The sequence below is a fragment of the Nocardioides sp. genome, from assembly GCF_044226305.1.
Lineage (GTDB): Bacteria > Actinomycetota > Actinomycetes > Propionibacteriales > Nocardioidaceae > Nocardioides.
Genome location: NZ_JBGAHF010000016.1, coordinates 38,761 through 57,592, shown reverse-complemented (window position 1 = coordinate 57,592; position 18,832 = coordinate 38,761). Strand labels below are relative to the sequence as shown.

15 protein-coding genes are annotated in these 18,832 nt (G+C 74.7%); 9 read left to right on the top strand and 6 right to left on the bottom strand.

Translation table 11 applies throughout. From position 1 onward, the window contains the following. Positions 1–13 precede the first annotated feature (13 nt). The 3 genes from ACILQ5_RS16130 to ACILQ5_RS16120 all read left to right on the top strand — a co-directional run bounded on the left by ACILQ5_RS16130 (position 14) and on the right by ACILQ5_RS16120 (position 3,211). Entirely contained in the window at positions 14–625 is a 612-nt protein-coding gene (locus ACILQ5_RS16130) for a 3-oxoacid CoA-transferase subunit B (RefSeq protein ID WP_395659089.1), read from the top strand. A 797-nt stretch (positions 626–1,422) separates the two neighbouring features. After that, on the top strand, positions 1,423–2,673 hold the full coding sequence (locus ACILQ5_RS16125; protein WP_395659043.1) for an HNH endonuclease: 1,251 nt from the start codon (positions 1,423–1,425) through the stop codon (positions 2,671–2,673). Positions 2,674–2,803: 130 nt separating this feature from the next. Further along, positions 2,804–3,211, top strand: a complete 408-nt coding sequence (locus ACILQ5_RS16120; RefSeq protein WP_395659042.1) for a hypothetical protein — start codon at positions 2,804–2,806, stop codon at positions 3,209–3,211. A 6-nt stretch (positions 3,212–3,217) separates the two neighbouring features. Here the strand turns inward: ACILQ5_RS16120 and ACILQ5_RS16115 are convergent, their stop codons facing one another. Together ACILQ5_RS16115 and ACILQ5_RS16110 are read right to left on the bottom strand one after the other, a co-directional pair. Beyond that, entirely contained in the window at positions 3,218–4,264 is a 1,047-nt protein-coding gene (locus tag ACILQ5_RS16115) for an NlpC/P60 family protein (protein WP_395659041.1), read from the bottom strand. A 62-nt stretch (positions 4,265–4,326) separates the two neighbouring features. Further along, positions 4,327–4,671 (bottom strand): lipopolysaccharide assembly protein LapA domain-containing protein, encoded by a 345-nt coding sequence (locus tag ACILQ5_RS16110; RefSeq protein ID WP_395659040.1) that lies wholly within the window; start codon positions 4,669–4,671, stop codon positions 4,327–4,329. A gap of 112 nt (positions 4,672–4,783) precedes the next feature. Here ACILQ5_RS16110 and ACILQ5_RS16105 point away from each other — a divergent pair, with 112 nt between their 5' ends. Beyond that, positions 4,784–5,182, top strand: coding sequence for a hypothetical protein (locus ACILQ5_RS16105; protein WP_395659039.1), 399 nt, complete (start codon positions 4,784–4,786; stop codon positions 5,180–5,182). On the opposite strand, the gene ACILQ5_RS16100 is transcribed toward ACILQ5_RS16105, so the two are convergent. The 4 genes from ACILQ5_RS16100 to ACILQ5_RS16085 form a co-directional block, all read right to left on the bottom strand. Next, a complete protein-coding gene (locus tag ACILQ5_RS16100) occupies positions 5,148–5,630 on the bottom strand; it encodes a cupin domain-containing protein (protein WP_395659038.1) in 483 nt (160 codons plus the stop codon). The genes ACILQ5_RS16105 and ACILQ5_RS16100 overlap by 35 nt on opposite strands. Before the next feature lie 63 nt (positions 5,631–5,693). Further along, complete coding sequence (locus ACILQ5_RS16095) at positions 5,694–7,202, bottom strand: PAS domain S-box protein (protein WP_395659037.1); 1,509 nt, start codon at positions 7,200–7,202, stop codon at positions 5,694–5,696. Positions 7,203–7,205: 3 nt separating this feature from the next. Further along, positions 7,206–7,661: a hypothetical protein gene (locus tag ACILQ5_RS16090; protein WP_395659036.1), complete on the bottom strand. Its 456-nt coding sequence runs from the start codon at positions 7,659–7,661 to the stop codon at positions 7,206–7,208. A 72-nt stretch (positions 7,662–7,733) separates the two neighbouring features. Next, positions 7,734–9,266: a PAS domain-containing sensor histidine kinase gene (locus ACILQ5_RS16085; RefSeq protein WP_395659035.1), complete on the bottom strand. Its 1,533-nt coding sequence runs from the start codon at positions 9,264–9,266 to the stop codon at positions 7,734–7,736. Positions 9,267–9,443: 177 nt separating this feature from the next. On the opposite strand from ACILQ5_RS16085, the gene ACILQ5_RS16080 reads away from it, so the two are divergent. The 5 genes from ACILQ5_RS16080 to recD are packed head-to-tail and all read left to right on the top strand — an operon-like array spanning position 9,444 to position 18,830. Next, positions 9,444–9,752: a hypothetical protein gene (locus tag ACILQ5_RS16080; RefSeq protein ID WP_395659034.1), complete on the top strand. Its 309-nt coding sequence runs from the start codon at positions 9,444–9,446 to the stop codon at positions 9,750–9,752. After that, on the top strand, positions 9,749–10,408 hold the full coding sequence (locus tag ACILQ5_RS16075) for a response regulator (protein ID WP_395659033.1): 660 nt from the start codon (positions 9,749–9,751) through the stop codon (positions 10,406–10,408). Before ACILQ5_RS16080 ends, ACILQ5_RS16075 begins: the two co-directional genes overlap by 4 nt. Positions 10,409–10,456: 48 nt before the next feature. Next, positions 10,457–13,759: an exodeoxyribonuclease V subunit gamma gene (gene recC, locus ACILQ5_RS16070; protein WP_395659032.1), complete on the top strand. Its 3,303-nt coding sequence runs from the start codon at positions 10,457–10,459 to the stop codon at positions 13,757–13,759. Then, positions 13,756–17,067, top strand: coding sequence for a UvrD-helicase domain-containing protein (locus ACILQ5_RS16065; protein WP_395659031.1), 3,312 nt, complete (start codon positions 13,756–13,758; stop codon positions 17,065–17,067). Before recC ends, ACILQ5_RS16065 begins: the two co-directional genes overlap by 4 nt. Further along, on the top strand, positions 17,064–18,830 hold the full coding sequence (gene recD, locus ACILQ5_RS16060) for an exodeoxyribonuclease V subunit alpha (protein WP_395659030.1): 1,767 nt from the start codon (positions 17,064–17,066) through the stop codon (positions 18,828–18,830). The genes ACILQ5_RS16065 and recD overlap by 4 nt, the downstream gene beginning before the upstream one ends. Positions 18,831–18,832: the final 2 nt, after the last annotated feature.

The window sequence follows — 18,832 nt, the reverse complement described above, 5'->3', positions numbered from 1 at the left end:
GTCGAAGCAGGAGATGGCGGCGGTCGTCGCCCGGGACATCCCACCCGGCTCCTACGTGAACCTCGGGATCGGCCAGCCCACGCTGGTCGCCGACCACCTCCCGCCCGGCTCGGGCGTCGTGCTGCACACCGAGAACGGGATGCTCAACATGGGTCCCGCCGCCAGCGGTGACGACGTCGACCCCGACCTGACGAACGCCGGCAAGCAGCCGGTGACCGAGCTGCCCGGGGCGTCGTACTTCCACCACGCCGACTCGTTCGCCATGATGCGCGGCGGCCACCTCGACGTGTGCGTGCTCGGCGCGTTCCAGGTCTCGGCCGGCGGCGACCTCGCCAACTGGCACACCGGCGAGCCGGACGCGATCCCCGCCGTCGGCGGCGCCATGGACCTCGCGATCGGCGCCGAGAGGGTCTTCGTGATGATGACGCTCCTCGCCAAGGACGGCACGCCCAAGCTGGTCCCCGACTGCACCTACCCGCTCACCGGCGTCGGTTGCGTCGACCGGGTCTACACCGACCTCGCCACCTTCGAGATCACCCCCGACGGCGTCGTGGTGCGCGAGACCTTCGGGACGTCGTACGACGAGCTCGCCAAGCGGCTGGCGGTCCCGCTGCTGCGGGGCTGACGGTCGGTGGCTGTCGGCAGCTCGCCGTGGTCTCGGGTTGCGACCGACATGGCAGCGACGCGGGGCGGCGGGCGTCTGGTTGCGGCTGGTTCCGGGCTCACGGTTGGCGGTGTTGCGGTGGTCGAGCAGCGAGCGCGAGCGAGCGTCGTCGAGACCCCGGGAGGCAAGGCAGGGCGGTGCTGTCGGCAGCTCGCGGTCCGCTCGGGTTGCGACCGACAGGCAGCAACGCGGGTACGGCGGGCGCCGGGTCACGGTCGCCTCCCGGCTCACGGGTGGTGGCACCGGTGGTCGAGCAGCGAGCGCCAGCGAGTGTCGTCGAGACCCCAGAAGGTGCGCAGGGCGGCGACCAACGAACACCGCCGGCAGCTCGCGGTCCGCTCGGGTTGCGACCGACATGGCAGCAACGACGGATACGGCAGGACTCCGGGTCGCGGTTCCTGCCCGGCTCGCGGTCGCCTAATCCGGTGGTCGAGCAGCGAGCGCTAGCGAGGGTCGTCGAGACCCCAGAAGGTGCGCAGGGCGGTGGCTGTCGGCATCTCGCCGTCCGCTGGGGTTGCGACCGACAGGCAGCGACGCGGGGCGGCCGGCGTCCGGTTGCGGCTGGTTCCCGGCTCACGGTCGGTGGTCGAGCAGCGAGCGCCAGCGAGCGTCGTCGAGACCCCAGAAGTGGAGGCAGGGCGGCGACCAACGAGCACCGCCGGCTCGGCACGAATTCTTTACCTTCGAATTGCTCAGATCCCTGTGGATACAGGGGATTCTCGCCTCTGACTGTCGGTGGCGAGTGCTTGAGTAGACCCATGACCAGCACCGCCGCCGAGCTTGGCGCCGCGACCGCCGTCGCAGTTGCGGCGCCGGATGCGGAGTTGGTGCTGACCGCTGCGGCGGCGACTCGGGAGGCGATCGCGGACCTGGAGGTCCAGCAGCTGATCCAGGCCTGCGACTGGGTCGCGCTGCACCCGGGCGAGGAGGTGGACACCTCGATCGAGTTCGGGATGCGGGACCTGCAGATCGCCGGCGACGGTGCCCCGACCGTCGACGAGGCCGCGGTGGCGGAGTTCGCGCTCGCGGTCGGCCGGACCACCGACTCGGGCCGGCACCTGCTGGGGGACGCGGTCGAGCTGCGGTACCGGCTCCCGCGGCTGTGGGGACGCATGGTGGCCGGTGAGGTGGCGGTGTGGAAGGCGAGGAAGGTGGCCCAGGCCACCACGTCGCTGCCGGCGGATGCTGCGGCGACCGTCGATGCCCGGTTGGCGTGGTGTGCGCACCGGTGCTCGTTCGCGGAGATCGAGCGGCAGGTCGAGAAGGCCCGCGCCGAGCACGACCCGGACGCCGCCGAGGAACGCCGGGTCGCGGCGTTGGAGCGACGCCGCTTCGACATCGACCTCGACCACGCCACCCCCGACGGGCTCGTCCACGTCGAAGGAGAGCTCGACCTGGCGGACGCGGTCGCGCTGGAGGAGCAGATCCGGGCGAAGGCCGCGACCCTGGACCTCGACCTGCCGCTGGACGTCCGCCGGGCCATGGCCGCGGGCCTCCTCGGCACCAGCGACACCGAGGGCAGGCAGGTCCGGGAGGTCGTGGTCTACGCCCACACCCGTCCCGGGCAGTCGACCGTCGACGTCGACAACACCCGCTCCTCGATCACCCCCGAGCACCTGAAGGACTGGTGCCAGGCCGCCGGCACCAAGGTCACCATCCGGCCCGTCATCGACCTGAACGCCGAGCTGTCCACCGACTGCTACGAGCCCACCGAGCTCATGAAGGAACAGATCGGGCTGCGGGACCGGCAGTGCTGCTTCCCCGGCTGCACCCGCCCCGCCCGGCGCTGCGACAGCGAGCACCAGGTGCCCTGGCCCGAAGGCCCCACCGCCTCGTCCAACCTCGCACCCGCCTGCCGGACCCACCACCGGCTCAAGACCCACGCCGGCTGGGACTACCAGCGGGTGACCGGGGTCGGGTTCGTGTGGACCACCCCCATGGGCCGCACCTACGTCAGCCCGTTCGTCACGGAGCCGCCGCTCGAGCCTGCTGCGCGACATATCTGCTGACCAGGACCCCGCCGACCACGGCCGGCGGGGCCACACCCATGTCCGGACTGGCGACGCCATCCACCACGTCTCCTGCAGCCCGGGGGAAATGGGCCGCAGCCGGCGTCCTCCTGCTGTCAGCATCAGGTCCATGACCGAGATCCGGATCGAGCCGGTGGACGAGCGGGACAGCAGCTGGGAGGACGGCCGGCCGCGGTTCCGCGTCTACCTGTTCCACAGCGGTGAGTCGTCCACCCACGGCTCGACCAGCACCTACGACGTCACGGGCGCCGACGTGCTCCAGGTGGTCGACTGGGCGCAGCGGCAGGCGGGTGACGAGCGCACGTACGCCGTCGCCCTGGTCCGCGACGATCGCGACGAGGAGCGCCGGAACCCCGGCCACGGCCGCGGGCTGGTCTGGCTGGTGGGCATGGACGGGAACGACACGCCGTGGGATCCGGACGAGGAGGACCGGCAGCGCCGGATGCTGAGCCGGCGCCGGGAGCCGGTCCGGCTGCCGCCGTCCGACCGGATGCCGACGGTCCCGCCCGGCGGCTGAGGCCGCTCAGGGCAGCAGGCGGCGGGCGCCGACGTACTCGCCGCCGAAGGGCGGCGTCGAGGTGGGCACGGTCTGCACGACCTGCCCGGTCCCGGGGGCGTGGACCATCCGGGAGTGCCCGACGCTCATCGCGACGTGGTGCACGGGGTTGCCGAAGAAGAGCAAGTCGCCGCTGCGCGGCCGCTCCACCGCGCGGCCTGCGGCCGCCTGTGCGGAGGCGTCGCGGGGGATCCGGATGCCGTGGACCCGGTAGGTGAGCCAGGTCAGCCCGGAGCAGTCGACGCCGAAGCCCGAGGCGCCGGCCCAGAGGTAGTCCAGGCCCGTGAACGACGTGGCCACGGCGACGAGGCTCGGGCGGGTCGGTGCGACGGCGGGTGCGTCCCGGTCGTGGAGCACGACGGCCGATCGGGCGATTCGGCGTACGGCGCCGTCCGGGAGGTGGACCTCCGCGAAGCGGCGGGAGGTCCCGGCCAGCGGGAGCCGGGTACCGAGGCTCACCCGCAGGAGCGGGCTCGCGGCCTGGTCGTCGGTGCGCAACCACGCGGTCCGTTCGACGACGGTCGCGACGCGCTCGGTCCGGACCGGCCGGACGGCGGTCAGCTGTCGGCGCGGGACCCAGCCCGGGTAGCCGCGGGCGTCGAGCGGCGTCGGCTGGTCGGGGACCACGACCTTCGCCCAGTGCGGCCGCAGCCGGACGACCCGGACCCGGTCGCCCAGCAGGGCCTGGGTGTCGGCCCGCCCGTTGAGGGCGCGGCGTTCCTCGGTCGTGAGGTTCGCGAGCCACCTCTCGATGTGGACCGGCCGGGTCAGCGCCGGAGCGTCGACGGGGCGAGGTGCGTCCGGGGATCGCCACAGGGTCGCGACGCTGACCGCCACCTGGGCCAGTCGCCCGGCTCGGAGCTCAGGGGCCGCCGCCCGGACGACGGGAGCGGACGCCGTGGCGGCGACGTCGGGCGGGCGCGTGGCTGTGGTCCCGCTCCCGCAGGCGGTGACCACGAGCACGGTGAGCGCCCCAGCGAGCGTCGCGGTGAGCCGCGTCGTCCTCGTGGCCATGCCTCCAGCCTGCGCCTCGTCCCGGCCTCAGGACAGGGTCGAAGGGCCGGACACGCCGACGGTCAGCGGCGGTCGTGGCGCACGCGGCGCCGGAGCTGCCAGATCCGCATCGTCCCGACGATGGCGGCGAGCGTGATGCCCGCGGCGGCTGCGACCAGCAGGGCGACCGACAGGGGTGCCTGGCCGTCCCAGACCAGGAACGAGATCTGGACGTCCTGGGTGTTCTGGGCGATGAAGACCACGAGGAGGAGCAGCAGGACGGCGGCGACCACCACGCCCGCCCACGCGCCGCTGGTCCGCGACCCGCGCAGCGGGTCCTTCTGGTGCACGGGTGCATCGGTCGACGGGGCCTCGGCCGACGGTGCCTCGGTCGTCGGGTCGGTCCTCGGGTCGTGCGACTGGCTCATGCTCCTGAGGTACCCGTGCCGGCCGTTGTTCAGTCCGCTGCGGACGGTGCGTCGTCGGGCTCGCCGGTCCCCGACGAATCGGCTGCCGGGACAGCGGAGGAGGAGTACCTTCGTGCCTGCCGATCCGGGGTCGGTGGTCGGCCCCTCCGGGAGGATGACGATGGTCGAGGAGGGCGCGGCTCCGGTCGCCATGTTCTGGGAGATGACCGGGATCGACACCTCCGACAGCGAGGCGATCGAGACGATCGCGTCGGAGCTGCTGCCGCGCATCGAGGAGAGGGACGGGTGCCTCGGCACCCACCTCCTGATCGACCGCGAGCGTTCGGTCCTCTGCGGGATCACGTTCTGGGTCGACGCCGAACGGCGCGACGCCGTGTCCGGAGCGCGCGCGAGCTATGCGAGCGCGGCGATGTCGATGCTGTCCGCCGAGGCGATCACCTTCCGCGGCTACGAGGTGCTGGCCAGCAGGCCGCCGGTCAGTCCGGGATGGCCGGCGCGGACCCCGTCTTGAACAGCGTCGACAGGTAGATGACCACGGGGACGTCGCCGGCGTTCTTCGCGTGGTGGACCTCGCCCTGCTCCTCGACCAGCCACTGCCCGGGTCGCACCCGCGCCGTGTCGCCCGGTCCGAGGGTGCGGATCACGGTGGGGTCGTTGCCGGGGCCCTTCATCAGGGTCGCCGACTTCGTCTCGACGGTGTAGGTGAGCACGCCCTCGGCGACGTACCCGAGCTGGGAGCCGGGGTGGTGGTGCGGTGCCAGGACGGAGCCGGGCATCACGATGACGCGGCTGAGGCCGAGTGTGCGGTGCGGCGCCCCGGTCGGCGCGGGCACCTCGGCGAGCGACTGGCGGGTGACGGTGACCGGGTCGTCGGCGGCCGTCGCTGAGACCGCGACGCCGGCGCCGAAGCCGGCGGCGACGAGGGCGAGACCGGCACCGGGCAGGAGGAGACGCTTCATGCCTCAGCACCCTAGGAACGACCGGTACGCCGCCGCAGCCGATCGGCGAAGGCCGGGTGCCGGTCAGCCGGTGGGCAGCCGCACGACGACCGTCGTCCCGGCGCCCTCGTCGGAGGCGATGGAGACGTCGCCGTCGTGCGCTGCGATCACGGCGGCGACGACGGCCAGTCCCAGCCCGAGGCCCTGGGCGGCCACGGTCCGCGCGGTCGCGCACCGGAAGAACCGCTGGAACAGGTGCTGCTGCTCGGCCCGCGGGATCCCCATCCCGCTGTCGGTCACCTCGAGGACCTGGTCGGTGCCCTCGCGGCGCACCTCGACGAGCACCGGCTCCTCGTCGTGGGAGAACTTCAGGGCGTTGTCGACGAGGCCGCGGACCACCCCGACGAGGCGGGGTGCGTCGCCGAGGACCGTGGACTCCTCGTCGCGGACGACGACGTCGACCCGGTCGCGCACGTCGACGGCGAGCTGGTCGAGCGCGGTCCCGACCACGTCGCTCAGGGCGACCGGCGAGCGGTCCGGCCGGAAGGTGCCGCTGTCCACCTGCGAGAGGAGCAGCAGGTCCTCGACCTGGAGCTGCAGCCGCTTGGCGTTGCGGTCGACCCGGTCGACGACCTTGCGCTGGGCCGCGGTCAGCTCGCCGACCTCGTCCTCCAGCAGCACGTCGGTGTAGCCCAGGATGTTCGTCAGCGGCGTCCGCAGCTCGTGGCTGACGGTGGTGATGAAGTCGTTGCGCACCTCGTCGAGGACCTGGAGCCGGTTCACCGCCTCCCGCTCGGACTCGAGGGCGGCCTCGAGGTGCTGCTGCGCGCGGCGTTCGTCGGTGACGTTCTGCGGGTGCAGCAGGAAGCCGGTCATCCGGCCCACGCCGTCGTGCATCGGGCTCACGGTGACCGACGCCGTGATGAGGGTGCCGTCGCCGCGCAGCAGCTGCCAGTCGCGGCGCTCGCGGCGCAGGCCGTGGCGCACGGCGCCCAGCACGGCCTCGGTCGGGTGCGCGTCACCGAGGGCGTCGCAGCGCGCGGCCAGGTCGACGGGGTCGTGCAGGCGGGTGCACGACTGGCCGACGAGCTCCTCGCTGGCCCGGCCGAGCATGCGCTCGGCGCCCGGGCTGACGAAGGTGATCGCGCCGACGGTGTCGGTGCTGATGAAGGCGAGGCCGCTGTCGGCGTCGAGCACCGTGGCGAGCAGACCCTGGGCGAGCCGCTCCTCGGTGAGGTCGGTCCCGGTGAGGAGCACCCGCCCCGGCTCCGGTCCGTCGTGGAGGACCCGCGTCGCCCACGCGATCGAACGGCGACGGCCGTCCTTGGTCACCCAGTCGACGACGACGGGTGCCGGCCGTGGCCGCCGGCGCGAGAACGCGGCGGCGACACCGTCGCGGTGCTCCTCGGCGACCAGCACCGTCCACACCGGCTTGCCGACGACCTCGTCGGCGCGGTAGCCGCTGACCCGCTCGGCCTCGGAGCCGAAGTGCAGCACCCGGCCCCGCCGGTCGGTCAGCAGGGCCAGCGAGCACTCGGCGCCCCAGGCACGTGCGAACGCGTCCTGGTCGGTCCGCTTCCCTCGCCGGCCCACGGCTCAGGCCGCCCGCGTCCGGGGGACGGGCGTCGAGCGCGCGTCCAGCCGGGCCAGGACCAGGGCGCCGAGGCCCTCGCCGTTGAGCTCGGCGAGCAGCCGCAGCGACTGCGGGTCGAACCCGTCGTGCTCGGTGGTCGGCTCCGCGAAGTCGGTCGCGCCGAACTCGGCGCACAGGGCCAGGGCGAGCGCCGTGGCTCCGTTCGCCTCCGCCCACCGCCACAGGGCGGCCGGCTCGAGGTGTCCGCGCCGGATCCGGTTCACGAGGGGGCGCACGACCGGGCGCGGGAACGCGCCGGCGAGGAGCATCTCGAGGTCGGCCACCGTGGCCCGCTCCGCGTGCCGGTGCAGCACCCGGCGCCGGCGCCGCAGGCGGGTCTCCGGGCCTCGTCCGGAGGGGCCGGCGGCGAGGCCACCGGCCAGCACCACCACCCCCACGAGGACGAGCTCGATCATCATGTGTCCACGGTGCTCCGCTGCTGGTCCCGAGCGGCAGAGGCGAAGGTGGCGACTGCTTCTAGTACGTCGGTGCTACTCCCCGCGGTGGACCGTGATCGCGCCGGGGTCCGGACCACGTCGCGGGAGCCAGAAGCGCAGGAACGTGCGGTCCCGGTCGCGCTCCAGGCTGCACCACCCGCCGCACATCGCGGCGCGGTCCAGCATGCTCGCCACGCCGCGGTGGCCGGGCGCCGACGGCGCCGCGTCGTCGGTCGGGAACCCCACGCCGTCGTCGGCGACCGCGAGGGCGAGCCCGTCCGGGTCGGGAGCGAGCAGCACCTGGACCCAGGTCGCGTCGGCGTGCCGGACGACGTTGCGCAGCGCCTCCTTGAGGATCCGCGCCGCCTGGCCACGCAGCACCGGCGGCAGGTCGAGCAGTGCCGGGTCCTCGCCGTCGGGGCACGCCGACCAGTCGATCTCCACGTCCCGCACGACCAGGTCGCCGACCGGCACCCCTCCGAGCACCTCGCTCACCACGTCGAGGAGCGCCGTCGACGTGCTCACCGGCTCGAGCTCGAAGAGCAGGGCGCGCAGCCCGGCCATCACGCGGTCGAGCTCGGACTCGATGTCGCGGCACGCGGCGTCGAGGCCCGGCTGGCCGACCTCCCGGAGCTGGTGCGCGAGCAGACCGACCCGCAACTGCAGGGCCGCGAGTGCCTGCACCGAGTCGTCGTGCACGTCGTCGGCGATCCGGCGCCGCTCCTCGTCCTGGGCGTCCAGCAGCCGCCGGAACAGGTCGATGCGCTGGGTGTTGACGCGGCGCAGCCGGTCGCGCTGCGACAGCCGGTCGAGGGCGAGGGAGAGGTTGGCCGCCATCGTCTCGAGCACGGCACGCACCGACGGGTCGTCGAGCACCGCGCCCGCCGACCGGACCACGACCCGGAGCAGCACGTCGCCGTCCCCGAGGATCGGCAGCACGGCGACCCGGTCGTCCGCGTCGGCTGCCCGGCCGACGTACGGCGTGGTGCGGTCGCCCGCAGCGGCGAGGGCGGCAGCCACCCGGGGGGACAGGGCCGCGTCCTCGGAGCGCACGACCGTGACGGCGGCGTGCTCGTGGACCCGGTCGAAGGCGACGAGCCCCTTCTCCAGCAGCTCGCCGTGGTCGGTGGCGCGGGCGGCGGCGTCGTTGAGCTGGGCCATCGCCAGGTGGGCCCGCGCCAGCTGCCGGGCGTAGCGCTCGGCCTCGATCCGCGCGGTGATGTCGACGATCCCGACGACTGCGACGTCGCCCTCCGCGGTCGTCACCGGGGTGACCGCGACCTCGACGGCGAAGGTGGACCCGTCCTGGCGTCGGGCCCACAGGTCGATGCCGCCGCTGTTCGACCGGGCGGCCGGCTCCTCGGCCCACGACGCCCGCAGGTCCTGGTACTGCTCGAGGTGCTCGCGAGGGATGAGCATCTCGATCTCCGCTCCCACCAGGTCCTCGCGCGGGTACCCGAACGCCTCGACGGCCGCCGGGTTCGCGTAGCGGACCACGGCATCGTCGTCGACCGTGATGAACGGCGAGGATGCGCTGTCGAGCACGGCGACGAGGGCGTCGCTGTCGAACAGGTCGGAGCCGGGCACGAGATCCCCCAGGAGAGAGTGTCCGGATGCTAGTCCCAATGGGGGGGGCGGATGGGCCCGGACCGCAGTAGGTTGAGTCCACTGGTTGCTCGACAGCAACGACAACTGACGAACTCGCTCGGGAGGTGAGCTCGGGGTGCCAGGCCGCACGGGGGGCCGAAAGCACGACTGTGGGAAGTGGCGGGCGGCGACATCGCCGACCCGGACGTCGTCGACGCGGTGATGCGCGAGGCGCTGCCGCGGGTCGAGCGGCTCCCCGGCTACCTCGGCAGCTACCTCTTCGTCGACCGGGAGCGTCCCGCGATGCTGGGCGTGACCTTCTGGGAGGACGAGGACGCACTCGCCGGTGCGGTGGCCGTGGGCAACCACAACGCCGGTGCGGTGATGGCGATGACCTCGGCGGAGTCGGTCCAGATGTGGAGCTGCGACCTGGTGCACAGCCGGCCTCCCGACCCGGCGGCACTGCTCCGGGACGAGGGCCCGTGACCGGGACCACGGCGGTCCGGGTGGTCGTGGTCGACGACCACGAGGTGCTCGCGGACGCGCTGACCCAGGTGCTGTCGGCCGAGCCCGACATCGAGGTCGTCGGGACGGCCAACGACCTGGCCACCGCCCGTGTGCTGCTGGCCGACGCCGCCCTCGAGGTCGACGTCCTGCTGCTCGACCACCGGCTCCCCGACGGCGAGGGCGTGGCGGCGATCCCCGACCTCCACCGGCTGCAGCCCGAGGCCGCGATCGTCGTGCTCACCGCCATGACCGCCGACAGCGTGCTGCTCGCCGCGATCGAGAACGGCGCCGCGGGCTTCATCTCCAAGACCCACGGCGTGGGCGAGGTGACCGCCGCGGTCCGGTCGGCCGCCCACGGCGAGTCGGTCATCTCCCCGGAGCTGCTGGTCCGGCTGCTCCCGCGGATGCGCCACGAGGTCGAGCCGGCGCCGGAGACCGAGCTGACGGCGCGGGAGACCGAGGTGCTCGGCCACCTGGCCGAGGGCCTGTCGAACGCGGCGATCGCCGAGCGGATGGACGTCAGCGTCCACACGGTCCGCAACCACCTGGCCAACCTGTCGGCCAAGCTCGGCGCCCACTCCCGCCTCGAGGTGCTCTCGATCGCGATCAAGCAGGGCCTGCTCGACCGGGGCTGACGCGGGAGCGGCCCGACCGTGTCCCCGCCAGCCCGTAGGGTGCCGCCGATGACACTTCAGCTGCACCGCGCCGCGCGCACCGACGTGCTCGCGGACCGGCTGGGGGACCTGCTCTCCACGCCGCTCGACGACCCGTTCGCCGAGGAGGTCGTCGTGGTGCCCGCGAAGGGGGTCGAGCGCTGGCTCACGCAACGGCTCAGCCACCGGCTGGGCACCGGCCCCCGCGGTGGTGACGGGGTCTGCGCGGGCGTGCGCTTCCTCAGCCCGCCCTCCCTGGTGTCGCTGCTGCTCGGCCGCGAGCGCGACGACCCGTGGGACCCCGAACGCCTCGTCTGGCCGCTGCTCGCCACGATCGACGACAGCCTCGGCGAGCCGTGGTGCGCGACGCTGGCCGCACACCTGGGGCACGGCCTGCCGGGAGCCGACGGCGAGGTCAGGCGCAACCGCCGCTACTCGGTGGCCCTGCGGCTGGCGGGCCTGTTCGCGTCGTACGCCCGGCAGCGGCCGGCCCTGGTCACCGCCTGGCGCGAGGGCGACGACGGCGACCTCCCCTCCGACCTGCGCTGGCAGGCCGAGCTGTGGCGCCGGGTGCTGCCGCAGGTCGCCGCCCCGCCGCCCGACCTCCGGCACGCCGAGACCTGTCGGGCCCTGGCCGAGGGAGGGGCCGCGCTGCCGCTGCCCGGCCGGCTGTCCCTGTTCGGGCACACCCGCGTCCCGGCCACGGAGGTCGAGCTGCTCGCCGCGCTGGGCGCGCACCGCGACGTGCACCTCTTCCTGCCGCAGCCCTCCCCGGACCTCTGGGACGCGCTCGCCGACCTCGGTGGGGTGGTCGCGCGCGAGGACGACACCTCCGCCGAGCGGGTCGGGCACCCGCTGCTCGCCTCGCTCGGCCGTGACGCCCGCGAGCTGCGCCGGACCCTCGTCGGCGTCCCGTCCGACCTCGTCCCGGCCGACCTCCCGCCGGCCGACACCCTGCTCGGGTGGCTCCAGGCCGACCTGCGCGCCAACCACGCCCCGTCGTACGACGAGCGCGCCGGTCGGCACCTCGCCGAGGGCGACCGCACCCTCCAGGTGCACGCCTGCCACGGGCCGGCGCGTCAGGTCGACGTGCTCCGCGAGGTGCTCGTGGGCATGCTGGAGGACTCAGCGACGACCGAGCGGCCCCTCGAGCCACGCGACATCCTCGTGATGTGCCCGGACATCGAGACCTACGCCCCGCTGATCTCCGCGGGCTTCGGGCTCGCAGCACCCCGGCCACCGGCCGCCGGTCACCCGGCCCACCTCCTGCGCGTCAAGCTCGCCGACCGGGCGCTCTCGAGCACCAACCCGCTGCTGGCGGTCGCGAGCACGCTGCTCGAGCTCTCGGGTGGTCGGGTGACCGCCTCCGAAGTGCTCGACCTCGCCTCGACCGAGCCGTGCCGTCGGCGGTTCGGCCTCACCGACGACGACCTCGACCGGGTCAGCCGCTGGGTGGCGCGGGCCGGGGTGCGGTGGGGCCTGGACGAGCAGTCGCGGGCGGCGTTCCAGATGGAGCGGTTCGCCCACAACACCTGGCGCGCCGGCCTCGACCGGATCCTGCTGGGCGTCGCGATGAGCGGCGACGACCACCACCACCTCGGCCGGGGACTGCCGCTCGACGACGTCGCCAGCAACGAGATCGACCTGGCCGGGCGGCTGGCCGAGCTGCTCGCCCGTCTCGACACCTGCCTGAGCGGCCTGACGTCCGCCCGCACGGTCGCGGAGTGGACGGACTGCCTGCGCGCCGGCGTGCGGGACCTCACCGACGTGGCGGACGACGATGCGTGGCAGCTGCCGCAGCTCGAGCGTGAGCTGGCCCGTGCGGCGACCTCCGCGCACGAGGGCGACATCGAGCTGCGGCTCGCCGACGTGCGGGCGTTGCTGCAGTCCCGGCTGGCCGGCCGTCCCACGCGGGCGAACTTCCGCACCGGCACCCTCACCGTCTGCACGATGGTGCCGATGCGCTCGGTGCCGCACCGGGTCGTCTGCCTCGTCGGCCTCGACGACGGCGTGTTCCCCCGCGCCGGGGCGGTCGACGGCGACGACGTGCTCGCCCGCCGACCGCTCACCGGCGAGCGCGACGCCCGCAGCGAGGACCGGCAGCTCCTCCTCGACGCGATCATGGCCGCGACCGAGCACCTCGTCATCACCTACACCGGTGCCGACGAGCAGTCGGGGGCGAGGCGGCCGCCTGCCGTACCTCTCGGCGAGATCCTGGACGCCGCCGACCGGACGACGGCGGAGCCGGTGCGCGACCGGGTGCTGGTCCGGCACCCGTTGCAGCCCTACGACGCCCGCAACTTCGACCCAGCCCGGCCGTTCAGCTTCGACGCCGCTGCGCTGGCCGGCGCCCGGTCGGCCTGGGGCGTGCGGCACCGGCCGCCGCCGATGCTGGCCGCCGCGCTGCCCCCGCGACCGCGGGAGGACGTGTCGCTGGCCGACCTCAAGGCGTTCCTCGGCCACCCGGTCCGGACGTTCCTGCGCGAGCGGCTCGACGTCGCGACGCCCTTCGAGCCCGACGACCTGGCGGACGCGATCCCGGTGACGCTGGACTCGCTCGAGAAGTGGCAGATCGGTGACCGCCTGCTCCGCGAGCTGCTCGCCGGGCACGACCCGGTCGCCGTGATGACCGCCGAGCAGCTCAGCGGCACGCTCCCGCCCGGCCTGCTGGGCACCCTGGCGTTCGACGAGGTGGTCCGGGAGTGCCAGCGGCTCTGGGTGCGCACGGCCGACCTCCGGTCCGGCGAGCGCCGCTCGGTCGACGTCGACGTCGACCTCGGGGACGGCCGGCGGCTGACGGGCACGGTGTCGGGGGTGCACGGCAACCGGGTCGTGTCGCTCGGCTACTCACGGCTCGGCGCCCGCCAGCGGCTGCTGACGTGGGTCGACCTGCTGGCGCTGGCCGCCGACCGTCCCGACGAGCACTGGACCGGCCACGCCGTCGGCCGCGAGCGGGCCGGGCCGAAACGGGCGCTCTCCGGGCCGCTCGACCACCGCGCCGTCGACCGGCTGCGCGACCTGGTCGCGCTGCGCGACCGGGGGCTCTGCGAGCCGCTGCCGGTGCCGGTCAAGACCGGCGCCGCCTGGGCGGAGGCGCACGCGCGCGGACTGATGGGTGAGGACACCCCGCCCGACGTCGCCGCCCGCCGCGAGTGGGAGACCGACCCCTTCAACGCGTTCGGCATCGAGGGCGAGGACGCCGACCCGCACCACCAGCGCATCTGGGGTGCCCGCGCGCCGCTGGAGGTGCTGGTGGAGGCCGGGCTCGGGGAGCACGCCTGGCGGATCTGGGAGCCGCTGCTCACCGGCGGCGAGAGGGTGGGGCCGCTGTGAGTGCTCCCGCGACCCGCGAGCCGACGCCGTTCGACATCCGCGACCCGCTGCCCACCGGCACCGTGCTCCTCGAGGCGAGTGCCGGCACCGGCAAGACCTGGACCATCGGCGCCCTGGTGACCCGCTACGTCGCCGAGGGGCACGCCCGGCTCGAGCAGATGCTGGTGGTGACCTTCGGTCGCGCCGCCAGCCAGGAGCTGCGGGAGCGGGTCCGGGCCCAGCTCGTCGACGCCGAGCGGGTCCTGTCCGACGACCCGGTCGCGACCGGGGTCGAGGACTCCGAGCTGGTCGCGATGCTGAGGGCGTGGCCGGCCGAGGAGCGCCGGCTCGGTCACCGCCGGGTCACCGAGGCGCTGGCCGGCTTCGACGCGGCGACCATCGCGACCACCCACCAGTTCTGCTCCATGGTCCTCGACTCGCTCGGCGTCGCGGGCGACTCCGACTCACGCGCCCGGCTGGTCGAGGACCTCGACGACCTGGTGAAGGAGACCGTCGACGACCTCTACCTGCGGGCCTTCGCGTTCGACGAGGAGCCGCCGGTGTTCAGCCACACCGAGGCGCTCGCGATCGCCCGCGCCGCCGTCAGCGACCCCCAGGCCCGGCTCGAGCCCGCGGGCGAGGACCGGGCGACCGCCGCGGGCCGCCGGGTCGCCTTCGCCGAGGCCGTCCGCACCCAGCTCGACCGGCGCAAGCGCCGGCTCGGCATCCTGTCCTACGACGACCTGCTCACCCAGCTGCGCGACGCGCTGGCCGACTCCGACGGCCCGGCCGCGCACCGGATGCGGGCCCGCTGGAGCATCGTGCTGGTCGACGAGTTCCAGGACACCGACCCGGTCCAGTGGGAGGTCCTGCGCCGGGCCTTCGCCGGGCACGCCACGATGGTCCTGATCGGCGACCCGAAGCAGGCCATCTACGCCTTCCGCGGCGGTGACGTCGCGACCTACCTCGACGCGGCGGCGTCGGCGACCACCCAGCAGACGCTCGCGGTCAACTGGCGCAGCGACGCCCCGCTCCTCGAGTCGTTCCAGCGGCTGCTGGCCGGGGCCGCGCTCGGGGACGAGCGGATCGTCGTGCGCGACGTCGCGGCCCACCACGACGGGAGCCGGCTCGCGGGCCTGCCGGCGCCCGCGCCGTTCCGGGTGCGGGTGGTGCGCCGCGACCAGTTCCGGCGCGGCGGCAGCGCCGTGCTCACCGTCGGCCAGGTGCGTCCCCACGTCGCGCGCGACCTCGCGCTCGACGTACGCCGGCTGCTCGCCTCCGGAGCGACCTTCTGCGGCGAGCCGCTGCAACCGAAGGACGTGGCGGTCATCAGCTACCGGCACGCGGACCTCGCGGAGGTCCGCGAGGCGCTGCTCGCCGTGGGGGTCCCCGCGGTCATCGCCGGTGGCGGCAGCGTCTTCGCGACGCCGGCGGCGGTCGAGTGGCTGACCCTGCTGGAGGCGCTCGAGCAGCCGCACCGCAGCGGCCGGGTCCGGTCGGCGGCGCTCACCTGCTTCCTCGGCCACACCGCCGCCGACCTCGACGCCCGCGGCGAGGACCTGACCGACGAGGTGGCCGACACGCTGCGCGGCTGGGTGGAGCTGTTCACGAGCCGGGGGATCGCGGCGGTGCTCGAGGCCGCGAACGTCGCCGGGCTGCCGGCCCGGGTCCTGGCGGAGGTCGGCGGCGACCGGCGGCTCACCGACCTGCGCCACATCGGCGAGGCCCTGCACGAGGTCACGCTCACCGACCACCACGGACTGGTCTCGCTGCTCACCTGGCTGCGCGAGCAGGTCGCCGAGGGCCGCGCGGGTCGCGGGTTCGAGCGCACCCGGCGGTTGGACTCCGACGCGGCCGCGGTCCAGCTGGTCACGATCCACGCCAGCAAGGGGCTCGAGTACCCCGTCGTCTACGTCCCAGCGCTCGCCGACCGGTTCGTGCCCAAGCCGACCCGGCCGCTCTTCCACGACGACGCCGGCCGGCGCTGCCTGAACGTGGGCGGTGGCGGCGCCGGGTGGGCCGACCACTGCCGGCGCTGGGCCGACGAGGAGGCCGGCGAGTGGTTGCGGCTGCTGTACGTCGCGATGACCCGGGCGCAGTCGCAGGTCGTCGCCTGGTGGGCGCCGACCAAGAACGCCGTCGCCTCGCCCCTGCACCGGGTGCTGATGCGCGACACCACGACCAGCGAGGTGCCGGCCACCCCACCGGTGCCGGACGACGACGAGGTCGTCGCGCTCTTCGCCGACTGGCGCGACCGGGGCGGCCCGGTCCCCGAGGCGGCGATCCACGCGGACCCCGGCGCCGACCCGCCGCGGCCGGACCCGCCCGGGCTCGCCGCGCGCTCCTTCACCCGACAGGTGGACACCGAGTGGCGGCGGGCGTCGTACTCCTCGCTGAGCCGGCTGGAGGTCACGACCGGCGTGGCGGGCGCGGTGACCAGCGAGCCCGAGGTCGGCGCCAAGGACGACGAGCCGGACCTCGATCCGGTCGAGCCCGGGCCCGAGCCGGGGGCGGCGGCGCTCCCGGGCGACGTCCCGTCGCCGATGGCCGGGCTGCCGGTCGGCGCGACCTTCGGCTCGCTCGTGCACGCGGTGCTCGAGCACACCGACCCGGACGCGCCCGACCTGCGCGAGGAGCTGCTCGCGCACGTCGACGACCAGCTCGGCTGGTGGCCGGTCGCCCTCGACCGCGAGGAGCTCGCGGACGCGCTGGTCGCCGTCTGCGACTCGCCCCTCGGTCCGCTGGCGGGCACCACGCTGCGGCAGGTGCCGCTGGCCGACCGGCTGCGCGAGATGGAGTTCGAGCTCCCGCTCGGCGGCCGCACCCTGGCCGACCTGGGTCCGCTGCTCGAGCGGCACCTGCCCCCCGGCGACCCGGTGCGGGCGTACGCCGACCGGCTGGCCGGTCCGCTCGGCGAGCAGACCCTGCGTGGCTACCTCACCGGCTCGGTCGACGTCGTGCTCCGGCTGCGCACGCCGGACGGTCCGCGCTACCTGGTGGTGGACTACAAGACCAACTGGCTCGGCCCGACCGACGAGCCGCTGACCGCGCACAGCTACCGACCCGAGGCGCTCGACGCCGCGATGGGGCACTCCGACTACCCGCTCCAGGCGTTGCTCTACGCCGCGGTGCTGCACCGCTTCCTGCGCTGGCGACAGCCCGGCTACGACCCCGAGCGGCACCTCGGCGGCGTCCTCTACCTCTACCTGCGCGGCATGTGCGGCGCCGCCACCCCGCTCGTGGACGGCGCGCCCTGCGGGGTGTGGGCCTGGCGCCCGCCGGTCGCGCTGGTCGAGGAGCTCTCCGACCTCCTGGACGGTGCGGCGTGACGGAGCTCTTCGAGCCGGTCGGCGACCACGACTGGCGGATCGCCACCACCGCGACCGGGCTGCTCGCGGACTTCAACCGGGCCGGCCTGCTCACCTCCTCCGACCTCCACGTCGCGACCCGGGTCGGGGCGCTCGGGCAGGAGACCGACGAGCGGGTGCTGCTGGCGGTGGCGCTGGCGGTCCGGGCGGTGCGCCGCGGCTCGGTGTGCCTCGACCTCGACGCCGTGCGCGAGACCGTGCCCGAGCTTGCCTGGCCCGACGACTGGGCGGCGGCGGTCGCGGCGTCGCCCCTGGTCGCCGCCGGGGTGCTGCGCTGGGACCTCGGGCTGCTCTACCTCGACCGCTACCACCGGCTCGAGACCCAGGTCCACGACGACCTCGAGGCCCGGCTCGCGCTCGACTCCCCGGTCGTCGACGAGGAGCGGCTGGAGGCGGCGCTCGCCAAGGTCCGCGCCGGCCACTTCAGCGCCGAGCAGGAGGAGGCGGTGGTCGCGGCCGTGCGCCGGCGTACCACCATCCTCACCGGCGGCCCGGGCACCGGGAAGACGACCACCGTCGCCCGCCTGCTCGCGCTGCTCGCCGACCAGGCCGACGGGCGCCTGACGATCGCCCTCGCCGCACCGACCGGCAAGGCCGCGACCCGGCTGCAGGAGGCCGTGGTGAGTGAGCTCGAGGTGGTCGCGCGGACCTGGCCCGAGGCTCCCAGGTTGGTCGGCCGCCTCGAGGGGCTCACCCTGCACCGGCTGCTGGGGTGGCGGCCCGACAACGCGACCCGCTTCCGGCACGACCGGTCCAACCGCCTCAAGCACGACGTGGTCGTGGTCGACGAGTCCTCGATGGTCGAGCTCACGATGACCGGCCGGCTGCTGGAGGCGCTGCGCCCGGAGAGCCGCCTGGTGCTGGTCGGTGACCCGCGCCAGCTCACCTCGGTGGGAGCGGGCGCGGTGCTCAGCGACCTGGTCGCGGGCTACGCCGGCCGGTCCGACTCCCCGGTCGCCGCGCTCACCGAGAACTTCCGGTCCGAGGAGGACATCAAGGCGCTCGCGGAGGCCCTGCGCGAGGGCGACGCCGACGACGTGCTGGCCGTGCTGCGCGCGCCGTCCGCGCAGGTGTCGTTCGTCGAGGCGGTCGACGACGCCGAGGTCGAGCAGGTCCTCCGCCCCGACTCGGTCGCCGCGGCGCGTGCGATCTGGCGCGCCGCGGTGGACGAGGACCCCGGCCGGGCGCTGGCCGAGCTCGACCGCTACCGCCTGCTCTGCGCCCACCGCGAGGGGCCCTACGGCGTGCGTCGCTGGAACCACCTCGTCGAGCGCTGGCTGGCCGAGGACCCCGAGGTCGACCTGCTCGGGCCCGGCGCCGGCGGCCCCTGGTACGTCGGGCGGCCGCTGCTGGTGACCAGCAACGACTACGCGCTCGACGTCTACAACGGCGAGACGGGCGTCGTCGTCCGGCGCGACGGTCGGGCGCGCGCCTTCGTCGCCGGCTCGGAACGGCTCAAGGAGTTCGCGCCGGGCCGGCTCGACGCCGTCGAGACCATGCACGCGATGACGATCCACAAGAGCCAGGGCAGCCAGGCCGACCGGGTGACGGTCCTGCTGCCCGAGGAGGGCTCGCGGCTGCTGACGCTCGAGCTGTTCTACACCGCCGTCACGCGGGCCCGGCACCACGTGCGGGTGGTCGGCAGCGAGGCCGCCGTGCGGGCCGCGGTCGGCACCCGCGCCCAGCGCGCCACGGGCCTGCGCCGGCGCCTATCCGGAGAGTGAGC

Excerpts from the sequence above, each read along its gene's own strand:
- ACILQ5_RS16120 (WP_395659042.1), top strand. The coding sequence starts at position 2,804 with ATGACCGAGATCCGGATCGAGCCGGTGGACGAGCGGGACAGCAGCTGG.
- ACILQ5_RS16115 (WP_395659041.1), bottom strand. The coding sequence starts at position 4,264 with ATGGCCACGAGGACGACGCGGCTCACCGCGACGCTCGCTGGGGCGCTC.
- ACILQ5_RS16125 (WP_395659043.1), top strand. The coding sequence starts at position 1,423 with ATGACCAGCACCGCCGCCGAGCTTGGCGCCGCGACCGCCGTCGCAGTT.
- ACILQ5_RS16130 (WP_395659089.1), top strand. The coding sequence starts at position 14 with ATGGCGGCGGTCGTCGCCCGGGACATCCCACCCGGCTCCTACGTGAAC.
- ACILQ5_RS16090 (WP_395659036.1), bottom strand. The coding sequence starts at position 7,661 with ATGATGATCGAGCTCGTCCTCGTGGGGGTGGTGGTGCTGGCCGGTGGC.
- ACILQ5_RS16110 (WP_395659040.1), bottom strand. The coding sequence starts at position 4,671 with ATGAGCCAGTCGCACGACCCGAGGACCGACCCGACGACCGAGGCACCG.
- recC (WP_395659032.1), top strand. The coding sequence starts at position 10,457 with ATGACACTTCAGCTGCACCGCGCCGCGCGCACCGACGTGCTCGCGGAC.
- ACILQ5_RS16100 (WP_395659038.1), bottom strand. The coding sequence starts at position 5,630 with ATGAAGCGTCTCCTCCTGCCCGGTGCCGGTCTCGCCCTCGTCGCCGCC.